The organism is Saccharopolyspora phatthalungensis (genome assembly GCF_014203395.1).
Classification (GTDB): Bacteria; Actinomycetota; Actinomycetes; order Mycobacteriales; family Pseudonocardiaceae; genus Saccharopolyspora; species Saccharopolyspora phatthalungensis.
On the sequence record NZ_JACHIW010000001.1, the window covers coordinates 1,245,273 to 1,257,105 of the forward strand.

Here is an 11,833-nt window from a genome sequence, read left to right on the forward strand (position 1 = left end):
GCTGGCGCGCGTCAGCGGCGGCGGTTGCCGGCTTCGGCGTAGGACTCGGCTAGGGCGAAGACCTTCTGGCCGTACTCCACCGAGTTGTTGTACGACAGGACGCCTGACCACCAGCCCGTACCGGTGGTCAGGTCCCGGCTGCCCGTGCAGAGGTAGCGCGCCGCGGTCATCGCGGCGTCGTCCAGGTTCTGCGGATCGCCGAGCCCGTCGCCGTTTCCGTCGGTCGCCCACTTCCGCCACGTCGACGGGATGAACTGCATCGGCCCGACGGCGCGGTCGTGCACCGGGTCGCCGTCGAGCGCGCCGCCGTCGGTGTCCGGGATCAGCCGGATTCCCGGTGCGCCGTTGAGCGGCACCCCGATGATCGGGGCCGACGGGCGGGCGTCCTCGCGCAGCAACCGGCGACCGTAGCGGCCGTGATCGGATTCGATGCGCCCGATGCCGGCCAGGGTCGCCCAGGAGATCTTGCAGCCGGGCTGGTGTTCGCGCATCGCCAGGTCCGCGTTGACGTAGGAGACGATCGCACGGGCCGGGATGTCCACCACAGCCGCCACCTGGTCGGCCCACTGCCGCACCGGGTCCCCGCCCGGGCCGTGCTGCGGGAGGAATTCCTCGACCAGCGGCGCGACCGAGCCGGGAGCCACGGGCGCGGGTTCCAGCTCCTGGTCGGGCGGCGGTCCGGCCACCGGCGCCTTCGGCGGCTCGCCGAACACGCTGATCAGCCCGACGCCGGTGACCATCGCGGCCAACAGCGCCACGGCGATGCCGAGCCGCTCGAAGGCGGCGGACATCGGGGACGTGTTCTTGATCACGCCGCCCACGCTACTCGTCGGTAGCTCCGGGCTCCAGGGGCCGATCAGTGGGTCCCCGCAGACCCGGATTACGCCGCCCGGCTAGCCCTCGGCCGGGAGCGTGCGGCTCGTTTTGCCGTAGTAGTCGGCGTAATCCAGCACTTCCTGGCCGTAGCTGCGGCTCTCGTTGTAGGTCAGCAACGCCGACCAGAACCGCTCCGGGTCCTGGAGATGCCCGCCCTCGCTGCACAGGTAGTTGGCGGCGGCGAGGGCCGCATCGTCGATGTCCTGCGGATCGGCGACGCCGTCGCCGTCGGCGTCGACCTGCCACGTGCGCCACGTGGTCGGGATGAATTGCAGCGGCCCGACCGCGCGATCCCACGCCTGGTCGCCGTCGAGCGCGCCGCCGTCGGTGTCGGGAATGCGCTTGACCCCGGAGCTTCCGTCCAATGGCAGCCCGATGATCGGACGGCTCGGCCGCCCGGTCACGTCCAGCCGCGCCCCGCCGTGGCGACCGTGGCTGGATTCCACCGCGCCGATCCCGGCAAGCAACGACCAGCTGATTCCGCAGTCCGGCCGGTCCGCGGCGATGACGTGCTGCGCGTAGCCGTAGGCCTGGAGCGCGGCGCGCGGGATGTTGAGCTCGTCGGCCATCGATTCGGCCCAGCCGGAGAGCTGCCGCTGCGGCCGGGCTTCGGGCGGCACCGGCGGGCCGCCCGGCGCGAGCAGTTGCACCGGCGGCGGGTCGACCCCGCGGTCGGGCGGCGCGACCGCCGACGGCAGCGTGAATCCGCCGCCGGCATGCGGCGCTGTCGACGGCGGCGCACAAGAAGCCAGCAGGCTGAACGCGGGCGCCAACAACATCCATAACCGACGCGGCACGAGACTCCTCCCTCTCCCCACGCGGACGCACCGGGGCGCCGAGTTCAGCCGGGCAAACCCCATCAACAGTCATCGCCGCGAGCCGCGTTTTCGTCAGCCGATGCGCCCGCGAGCGGTGTGCGTCACGTTTCCGAGCGCGCACCCGCCGGACCCGGCAAACCGGACATCAGCTCGCGCCAGTCGGCCGCCGAAAGCTCCGCCGGTTTCCGGCCGGATTCGCGGGCCAGCCGCTCGGCCGAGCGGATCCGCTCGGCGAAGGCCAGCGCGACCGAGCGCAGCTGGTCCTCCGGGTCGTGCCCGGTCAGCTTCGCCTGCGCGGCGGCACCGAACAACACGTCGCCGGGGGTTTCACCGCGCGGCATCGCATCCGCCGGGATCCCGGCGCGGTTCGCGCGCTGCACCAGCTTGGCCGCTAGGGCCACCGCCGGCTGCCCCAACGCCACTCCATCCACAATGGACTCTCGCTGCTTCTCCTGCTGCTTCAGCTCTTCCCAGCGGGTGTGCTGCGACTCGGCATCCAGCACCGCCGGGCCGTCGGCGAAGACGTGCGGATGCCGCGACACGAGTTTGCTGACGAGCCCGGCGGCGACCGCGTCGATGCCGAACGGATCGGCCGGGTCCTCGGTCGCGACCCGCGCGTGGAACAGGACCTGCAACAGCACGTCACCTAGTTCCTCGCACAACGCCTCCCGGTCGCGGTGCTCGATCGCGTCGAGCAGCTCGTAGGTCTCCTCGACGAGGTATTGCCGCAGCGTGTCGTGGTCCTGCTCGGCATCCCAGGGGCAACCGCCCGGCGAGCGCAATCGGTCCATCACCGTCACCGCGTCCAACAGCTCGATCCCGGCCGGAGCCGGGGCGGTGACCAGCCGGGCACCGGCGGCACATAGGCCGTCAGCCGCGGCGGAGGCGAGTTCGCCAACGATCAGCACCACCGGCTCCTGCACCGCCTGCGCCAGCAGATCGGCCGCCGCAGGCGGTGCGGGAACATCGAGCGCCGCACGCGTGGCGGGCGCGAGACCGGGTTCGGCGTAGACGACGGCCGCGCTGCGCAGCAGCGACAGCGCGGCGGCCGGTAGGACTTCGCCAAGCCGGTCGTCGACCACGACGACGGCAGAACCTTCGGCAACCCGGACTTCGTCGCTCATGCTGCGATTGTCCCAAGCCGTGCCCCTGGCCGTGGGCACGGGCTCCGAAGCGTCGCCCGCCGCGCCCGGTGGACGATCGAGTGGTTCAGCGGACCCTGCCGGGCCGGCGACGACGAACGGTTCCCTGGACGGAGCTACCGGGTCGGCAGGTCAGGAGGCCGTGGGCCGGCCAGTCAGGCGGAAGCCGGTGGTTTCGCTGTCGTTGGGGACCGCCGTCAGGCTCACCTGGTCCCACACTCCGTAGCGCGGGCTGAGCCGCACCCCGACGCGGTCCGCGGTGATGCCCAGCAGAAACATGCCGACGCCCTGCAACGTCTGCTCGTCCGCCCCGCCCGCGGGCGAAGCCGGGGGCGCGTCGGTGCGGCGGTCGTTGATCCGCGCGATCAGCCACTGGCCGGAGTTCGGCTCCGGCTCGAAGGCCAGGACCGTGCCGGGCTGCGCGCCGAACAGCGGAGTCGCGGCCGCGAGTCGCGGACTGTCGGTGGCGCGCAAGTGCTGACCGAGCGCTGCCGGGAGACCAGTCCTGGCGTCGGTGTTGACCACCGCGGCCGCCTCCGCCGGCCCCTGCAACATGCGCTGCGCCTTCTCCTGCGCCTCTCGACGCGTGGTCGCCTGGGTGTAGTCGAAGGTGATCGCCAGCCGGTCGAAGTACTTGCGGCCGAGTTCCGTTGCCAGCAACTGGGTCCGCATCACCTCGCGGAGGTTCTGCTGGGTGTAGATCTTGCCCGCGGTCGCCTGTTGCGGCCCGCCCATCCGGTTGATCAGGTCGGTGACCTGCTGATCGGTGACGGCCAGCCGCTCGTCGCGGGCCGCCTGCTCGACCAGTTCCTGCCGCACCAGCTGCGCGGCCAGCTGCCTCCCGAGGTCGTCGAGCTGGCCCTGCTCTCGCAGCTGCGGCTTGAGGTCTGGTTCCTTCGCCAGAGCCTCGTCGAACCAGGTCTGGACCTCGGTGACCGGGATGCGGGTGTCGCCCACGATGGCGGCGGCGCCGACCTGATTGGGGCCGGAACCGCAGCCGGCGAGCAGCAGTCCGGCCGCGGCGATGGATGCGAGAAGGCGCCCGTGGCGCAGCATGCGGAACCTCACAGCGGGCACCCTCTCACGAAGCCACGCTGGGGTGAAGCCTCGACACAGTCCGAAGTCGACACTCGCCCGGTGCGGCGAGGCCGGTTCGGCTCAGCGGAACAACGGGCCGCACAACCGGCTGAAAAAAGGGGGCTGCAAAACGGTCCGTCGGCCCCTCCGGCCACCTTCTCGCCCTCGATCAGCACCTCGCAGGATTTCGCGCCAGAATGCCGCGCGCCCCGGCACGGATCAGAATCGGCCCGGCTTCGAATCCTCTTCGGCCGGGCCGACTTCCAGCTGGAAGTCGCCGTGGCGTTCGGTTCCGGCGATAACCGCCTGCTCCAGCACCTGCGCGCCCTTTTCCCCGCGCTGCATCAGCGGGTCCTCGCGGAGGTCCTTCATCAGCGCGACGCACAGCAGCACCATCACCACCGCGAACGGGGCCGAAGCGAGGAAGGTCAGGTTCTGGATGCCGCTGAGCGCGTCCTCGCCGCCGACGATGAGCATGATCGCGGCCACCGCACCCGTTGCCGCGCCCCAGAAAACCACTATCCACCGCTTGGGCTCGATCGAACCGCGCTGTGACAGCGTGCCCATCACCACCGACGCCGCGTCCGCGCCGGAGACGAAGAAGATCGCGACCAGCACCATCACCAGCACCGTGGTGATCGTCGACAGCGGCAACGTCTGCAACACCGCGAATGTCTGCGCTTCCTCGCTGCCACTGCGGAATACATCCGCCACGCTCTGCTGCACCCGGATCGCGCTGCCGCCGAAGATCGCGAACCACACCAGGCTCACCGCGCTGGGCACCAGGATCACGCCGGTGACGAACTGCCGGATGGTGCGACCGCGGCTGATGCGCGCGATGAACATGCCGACGAACGGCGTCCACGAGATCCACCACGCCCAGTAGAAAACCGTCCAGCTGGACAGCCATTCGTTCATCGCCCGGCCGCCGGTGGCACCGGACCGGGACGCCATCTCGCCGAAGTCGCTCAGGTAGTTGCCGATCGAGGCGGGCAGCAGATCGAGGATGAACACCGTCGGCCCGGCCACGAACACGAAGATCGCCAGCAGTGCGGCCAGCACCATGTTGATGTTGGACAGCCACTGGATGCCCTTGGCCACGCCCGAAACCGCCGAGAAGATGAAACAGATCGTCAGCACGACGATGATCAGCACCAGCACCGTGTTGCTGATCCCGCCGATCCACCCGGCCGATTGCATGCCGCTCTGGATCTGCAGGGTCCCCAGCCCGAGCGAGGCGGCCGAGCCGAACAGCGTCGCGAACAGCGCGAGGATGTCGATGAGCTTGCCGACCGGTCCCTCGGCGTTGCGCTTGCCGATCAGCGACGTGAACACCGCGCTGATCAGTTGCTTGCGGCCGCGCCGGAAACTGCAGTAGGCGATGGACAGGCCGACCACCGCGTAGATCGACCACGGATGCAGCGTCCAGTGGAACAACGACGTCGCCATCGCGGTGTCCACCGCCGCCTCGCTCAGCGGCTCCACCGTGCCTGGCGGCGGTTTGACGAAGTGCGCCAGCGGCTCGGCGACGCCGAAGAACATCAGGCCGATGCCCATCCCGGCGCTGAACATCATCGCGATCCACGACACGGTGCGGAACTCCGGCTTCTCGTCGTCCTGCCCGAGCGGGATCGTGCCGTAGCGGCTGATCGCCAGCCACAGCGCGAACACCACGAACCCGGTGGCGGCGAGCACGAAACCCCAGCCGATGTTGGTCACCAGCCAGGACAGCGCGGCGCTCGAGACCCGCGCCAGCGAGTGGGTGGAGAACACGCCCCAGCAGACGAAGATCACCGTGATGACCGCGGTCAGCCCGAAGACGACGAAGTCGGTGCGCAGCGATTGTTCGGCGGCGAAGGCATCCGGGGACCGTGGTATGCCGTTTCGCGCCCGGTCCGGTTGTGCGGCCTCTCTGGTCATAATCCGACGCCTCCTCGTCACGCACGGCGAAGTCGGATCAACCGTCACGCTCGGTCGGGATCTCGGCAACTCCAAAGCACGGCAGGCCCGCGGGACCGGCCTGGGGGCGGTCGTAACGGCGTGCTCGTGGTGGCGGGGTTCGCGCTGATCAGGTGCCATGAGTGCCGCTGGGTGCCAGCGCCCCGGCCGCGCCGTTCACCAGGCGGGGCTCTGCGCCATCGGCGCAAGGCCCCGGGCTCAGGCGACCGGCGCCGGAGCGGTGGTGAGGGACTCCAAGAAGCTCGCGCACCAGTCCAGCAGCGCCTCGTCGCGCAGCGGCGGGGCGCCCATCCGGCCGCCTGCGGCACCTTCCGTCGGGCGTGGTACCGACACCGTGCGGACCGTCGGCTTGTAAATCGCCTTCGGGTAGAGGCGTTTGAGCCGCACCTGCTTGGAGTCCGGCAGCTCCAGTGGCGCCATCCGCAGCGATGCGCCTTGCAACGTCACCTCGCGGACCCCGTGTTCCCGGCATTGCTGACGGAACCGGGCCACCTTCAGCAGCCGTTCCACCGGCTCCGGCAGCGGCCCGTACCGGTCGACCAGCTCGGCGCGGACCGCGTCCAGCGCCTCGGCGTCGACGGCCGACGCGAGCTTGCGGTACGCCTCCAGCCTCAGCCGCTCTCCCGGCACGTAGTCGTGCGGGATGTGGGCGTCGATGGGCAGGTCGACCCGGACCTCGGTGAGCTCCTCCTCGGCTTCCCCGGGTTCCGCGCCCGCGTGCCGCCGGAAGGCATCGACCGCCTCACCGACCAACCGCACGTAGAGGTCGAAGCCGACGCCCGCGATGTGCCCGGACTGCTCGGCGCCGAGGATGTTGCCCGCACCGCGGATTTCCAGGTCCTTCATCGCGACCGCCATGCCCGCGCCGAGCTCGGAGTTCTGCGCGATCGTCGCCAGCCGGTCGTGCGCGGTGTCGGTCAGCGGCTTCTCCGGCGGGTACAGGAAGTAGGCGTACCCGCGCTCGCGCGCCCGCCCGACTCGGCCGCGCAACTGGTGCAGCTGGGCGAGGCCGAGCAGGTCCGAGCGGTCCACGATCAGCGTGTTGGCGTTGGAGATGTCCAGGCCGGTTTCCACGATCGTGGTACACACCAGCACGTCGTGCTCGCGCTCCCAGAAACCCTGGATGATCTTCTCCAGCCGGTCCTCGTTCATCTGCCCGTGCGCGGTGACGATCCGCGCCTCCGGCACCAGTTCCCGCAGCTGGCGCGCGACCTTCTCGATGTCGTGCACGCGGTTGTGCACGAAGAAAACCTGGCCGTCGCGCAGCAGCTCGCGCCGGATCGCGGCACCGACCTGCTTCTGGTCGTACGCGCCGACGTAGGTCAGCACGGGGTGCCGCTCCTCCGGCGGGGTGAGGATGGTCGACATCTCCCGGATGCCCGCCATGCTCATCTCCAGCGTCCGCGGAATCGGGGTCGCCGACATGGTCAGCACGTCCACATGCGTCCGCAGGGCCTTGATGTGCTCCTTGTGCTCGACGCCGAAGCGCTGCTCCTCGTCGACGATCACCAGACCCAGATCCTTGTAGCGGATCCCGGTCTGCAGCAGCCGGTGCGTGCCGATCACGATGTCGACCGCGCCGCCGGCCAGGCCCTTGATGGTCTCCTCGGACTCCATCGCGTGGGTGAACCGCGACAGTCCCTTGACCGTCACCGGGAACGACCGCATCCGGTCGGTGAAGGTGTTCAGGTGCTGCTGGGCGAGCAGCGTGGTCGGCACCAGCACGGCGACCTGCTTGCCGTCCTGCACCGCCTTGAACGCCGCGCGCACCGCGATCTCGGTCTTGCCGTAACCGACGTCGCCGCAGATCACCCGGTCCATCGGCACCGGGCGTTGCATGTCCGCCTTGACCTCGTCGATGGCGGCCAGCTGATCACCCGTCTCGGTGTAGGGGAAGGCGTCCTCCAGTTCCCGCTGCCACGGGGTGTCAGCGCCGTAGGAGTGCCCGGGCGAGGACTGCCGCGCCGCATACAGCTGCACCAGCTCGGCGGCGATCTCCTTGACCGCCTTGCGCGCCTTGGCCTTGGTGTTCTTCCAGTCCGAGCCGCCGAGCCTGTTCAGCGTCGGCACCTCGCCGCCGACGTAACGGGTGACCTCGTCGAGCTGGTCGGTCGGCACGAACAGCCGGTCGCCGGGCTGGCCGCGCTTGCTCGCCGCGTACTCCAGCACCAGGTACTCGCGGGTGGCGCCGCCGACGGTGCGCTGCACCATCTCGACGTACTTGCCGATCCCGTGCTGCTCGTGCACCACGAAGTCGCCGGTCTTGAGCGCCAGCGGATCGACTGCGTTGCGCCGCCGCGACGGCATCCGGCGCATGTCCTTGGTGGACGTTCCGCCCCGGCCGCCGGTGAGGTCCGCCTCGGTGAGCACCACCAGCGCGACTGCGGGGGCGGCGAAGCCGTCTTCGAGGCCACCGCGAACCACCGTGACCACGCCGGAACCCGGCTCTGCAGTCAGGCCGTCCTCGGCCAACCGCGCGGGCAGTTCCGCTTCGCGCAACTGTTGCACCGCGCGCTGCGCGGTGCCCGCACCGGCCACCACCAGCACGGCCGCTCCGTCGGCGGCGACATGCGCCCGCAGGTCGGCGAAGGCGCGCTCGATCTCGCCGCGGTAGGCATCCACCTGCTTGAGGACGAGCCGGATGACCTCGTCGTCGTCCTCGTCTTCCTCGCTGGTCAACTGGGTCAGCGGCCACCACGGCAGCCCGGTCGAGCGGGTGTGCTCGGCGACCGCGGCCAGACTGCGGTACGCCGACGCGCCCAGGTCGATCGGCGCTTTGCCGCCGTCGGCGGCGACCATCCAGGACGCCTCCAGGAATTCCTGGCCGGTGCGCACCAGGTCGGCGGCGCGGGCGTGGATCTTCTCCGGATCCGCGAGCAGCACGTGCGTGCCCGCCGGAACCAGGTCGGTCAGTAGCTGCATCTCGCCCTCGCACAGCGCCGGGATCAGCGCCTCCATGCCCTCCACGGGCGCGCCGTCGGCGATCTTCTCAAGCATCTCGGCGAGGTGCGTGTCGGTCTGGTGCTGCTCGGCCAGCTTTGCGGCGCGCTCGGCGACCTGCTCGGTGATCAGCAGTTCGCGGCAGGCGGGGGCGAACAGCTCGGTGCTCGGGGTGTCCGGCAGCGAGCGCTGGTCGGCGACGGCGAACGGGCGGATCTCGGTGACCTCGTCGCCCCAGAACTCGACCCGCAGCGGGTGTTCCTCGGTCGGCGGGAACACGTCGACGATGCCGCCGCGCACCGCGAACTCGCCGCGTTTCTCGACCATGTCGACCCGGTCGTAGGCCAGCGCCACGAGCCGTTCGACCAGTTCCTGGAAGTCGTGCTCGGTGCCGACCGCGAGCCGCACCGGGCTCAGCTCGCCCAAGCCGGGCGCGATCGGCTGGATCAGGCTGCGCACCGTGGTCACCAGCACCTGGACGGCACCGTGCGGGTGCTCCTCGGGGTGGGCGAGGCGGCGCAGTACCGACAGCCGCCGACCGACGGTGTCGGCGCGAGGCGAAAGCCGTTCGTGCGGCAGGGTTTCCCAGGAGGGGAACACCTCGACGCCGTCCGGGCCGAGCAGGTCCGACACCGCCGCGGCGGCCTCCTCCGCCTCCCGTCCGGTGGCCGTGACCAACAGCACCGGACGCGCGGCGCCATTGGCGGCGGCCAGCGACCCGGCGGCCAGCGATCGCGCCGCGGCGGGACCTTCCAGCACCAGGCGGGGCCGCCCGGCCGCCGCCACGACCTGCCGGATGGCGGGATCGCGCAGCACGATTTCGAGCAGTCCGCGCAGGGGACCGGCCTGGCTCATGGAGCTACCTCGCAGCAAGACATCGCGAATGCGGACACACCCCTGCCCGGGACGAACGCCATGACCGGGTGGGCGTCGCGTTCCAGCCTACGACCCGGGCGCGACACGAATGCGACGACCCGAACGCACCGCATGACCGGTGTCACACTGGGCGCATGCTCATCCGCCGGCTCGCCGCCGTGGCCCTGGTTGTCGCCCTCGCATCCTGCGACAACGCGGGCAGCGCCAACCGACCGGCACCGGCCCCCACCGCGCCCCCGTCGCCCGCTTCAGAACTGCGCGTAGAAGTGGTCGCCAGCGGGTTGGAGCACCCGTGGGACATCGGCTTCCTCCCGGACGGCACTGCCTTGGTCACACAGCGGCCCGGTCGGCTCGCGCTGCTCGCCGATCACCGCCCCGGCGCGCTGGTGCGCCCGGTGCGGGCCGACTTCGGCGATGTGCTGGTCGAGGGAGAAGGCGGCCTGATGGGCATGCTGATCCACCCGGACTTCGCCGCCAACCGGCGGTTCATCACCTGCCAGACGCACCAGGTCAACGGCAACGCGGTGGATATCCGGCTGATCACCTGGCGGCTGTCCGAGGACGGTACCCGCGCCGATCGGGTCGGTCCGCCGCTGCTGACCGGGCTCCCGCTGAACCCCAGCGGACGGCATTCGGGATGCCGTCCGGCGCTAGGCGAAGACGGCGCGCTGCTCCTGGGCACCGGCGACACCGCAAGCCCTGCCGTGGCGCAGGACCGCTCGTCGCTGGGCGGCAAGGTGCTGCGGATGAACATCGACACGGGCGCGCCGCTGCCCGACAACCCGTTCATCGGTTCGCCGGACCCCCGGGAGCGGCTGATCTACACCTTCGGGCACCGCAACGTGCAGGGCGTCGCGCCCCGACCGGGTGGGCAGGTGTTCGTCTCCGAGCACGGACCTGCCTACGACGACGAGATCAATCTGCTGCGCCCGGGCGCGAATTACGGCTGGGACCCGTCCCAGGGCGGCACCGAAAGCTCCTACGACGAGTCCGTGCCGATGACCGATTTGCAGCGCTTCCCGGACGCCGTCAAGGCCGCGTGGTCCTCCGGGAACGCGCGCGAGGCGCCGAGCGGTGCGGCGTTCCTGACCGGACCGCAGTGGAAGAGGTTCGACGGGATGTTGGCCGTGGCGACGCTGCGCGGCAGCAAGCTGCTGTCGTTCCGGATCTCCCCGGAAGGCGCGGTCCGCGAGGTCGAGATCCCGGCGGAGCTCAACGACACCTACGGCCGTCTCCGCGGCGCCCGCCAGGGCCCCGACGGCGCCCTCTACCTGACCACGTCCAACGGCCCCGACGACAAGGTCCTCCGCATCACCGCAGCCTGACCCCGAGGTGGTGGGGCGATTTCAAGGGAAACCCACATGCCGATTTCCGTTGAAATCGCTGGGAAATCGGTTCGCGCCGCCGTCACTTGGTGGACAGCCGGGGTTTGTGCTCAAGATGGGACAGGCCGTTCCACGCGAGGTTGACCAGGTGCGCGGCGACCTCCTCCTTCTTCGGCTTGCGCGCCTCCAACCACCACTGGCCGGTCAGCGCCACCATGCCGACCAGGGCCTGGCTGTAGAGCGGGGCGAGCTTCGAGTCGTAGCCCCGCGCGCTGAATTGCAGACCGAGGATGTGCTCGACCTGGCTCGCGATGTCGTTGAGCAAGCTGGAGAACGTGCCGCTGTTGCTGGCCACCGGCGAATCCCGCACCAGCACCCGGAAGCCGTCGGTGTTGTTGTCGATGTAGTCCAGCAGCGCCCGCGCCGCCTGCTCCAGCAGATCCCGCGGGTGTCCCGCCGACAGCGCGGACACGACCAAATCCAGCAGGTTGTGCATCTCGCGGTCGACCACCACCGCGTAGACGCCTTCCTTACCGCCGAAATGCTCGTAGACGACCGGCTTGGACACCCCGGCGCGATGCGCGATCTCCTCGATCGACGTGCCGTCGAAGCCCTTCTCCGCGAACAAGGCGCGGGCCACGTCCAGCAGCTGCTGGCGGCGCTCCTTGCCGGTCATCCTGACCCGTGCGGCGCGCCCCTTGGGTCGCGCCTCCGGTTCGGGCGTAGTCCGCCCGCGTCGCCGTGATACCACTTGCTCAACCCTAAGCTGCGGGACCGATACGTAGCGTGCTGGCCTGACGAGAAGTGCCCGCGCGACGGC

The 11,833-nt window shown here is 70.4% G+C and carries 8 protein-coding genes; 1 reads left to right on the forward strand and 7 read right to left on the reverse strand.

Going from position 1 to position 11,833, the window contains the following annotated elements; translation table 11 throughout:
* Positions 1–11: 11 nt before the first annotated feature.
* The 6 genes from BJ970_RS05520 to mfd form a co-directional block, all read right to left on the reverse strand.
* Complete coding sequence (locus BJ970_RS05520) at positions 12–812, reverse strand: lytic transglycosylase domain-containing protein (protein ID WP_312864127.1); 801 nt, start codon at positions 810–812, stop codon at positions 12–14.
* A gap of 81 nt (positions 813–893) precedes the next feature.
* On the reverse strand, positions 894–1,673 hold the full coding sequence (locus BJ970_RS05525; protein WP_312864128.1) for a lytic murein transglycosylase: 780 nt from the start codon (positions 1,671–1,673) through the stop codon (positions 894–896).
* Between the two features lie 122 nt (positions 1,674–1,795).
* The gene (locus BJ970_RS05530) at positions 1,796–2,818 is read right to left on the reverse strand and encodes a nucleoside triphosphate pyrophosphohydrolase (protein WP_184724584.1); all 1,023 of its coding nucleotides are present in this window, start codon (positions 2,816–2,818) and stop codon (positions 1,796–1,798) included.
* A gap of 150 nt (positions 2,819–2,968) precedes the next feature.
* The gene (locus BJ970_RS05535; RefSeq protein ID WP_312864129.1) at positions 2,969–3,904 is read right to left on the reverse strand and encodes a SurA N-terminal domain-containing protein; all 936 of its coding nucleotides are present in this window, start codon (positions 3,902–3,904) and stop codon (positions 2,969–2,971) included.
* A 228-nt stretch (positions 3,905–4,132) separates the two neighbouring features.
* On the reverse strand, positions 4,133–5,833 hold the full coding sequence (locus BJ970_RS05540) for a BCCT family transporter (protein WP_246470727.1): 1,701 nt from the start codon (positions 5,831–5,833) through the stop codon (positions 4,133–4,135).
* Between the two features lie 237 nt (positions 5,834–6,070).
* A complete protein-coding gene (gene mfd, locus BJ970_RS05545; RefSeq protein WP_184724587.1) occupies positions 6,071–9,667 on the reverse strand; it encodes a transcription-repair coupling factor in 3,597 nt (1,198 codons plus the stop codon).
* A gap of 155 nt (positions 9,668–9,822) precedes the next feature.
* Between mfd and BJ970_RS05550 the strand changes: the two genes are divergently transcribed.
* Entirely contained in the window at positions 9,823–11,013 is a 1,191-nt protein-coding gene (locus tag BJ970_RS05550) for a PQQ-dependent sugar dehydrogenase (RefSeq protein WP_184724590.1), read from the forward strand.
* An 82-nt stretch (positions 11,014–11,095) separates the two neighbouring features.
* Here BJ970_RS05550 and BJ970_RS05555 read toward each other — a convergent pair whose 3' ends face one another.
* Positions 11,096–11,689, reverse strand: a complete 594-nt coding sequence (locus tag BJ970_RS05555) for a TetR/AcrR family transcriptional regulator (protein ID WP_184724593.1) — start codon at positions 11,687–11,689, stop codon at positions 11,096–11,098.
* Positions 11,690–11,833: the final 144 nt, after the last annotated feature.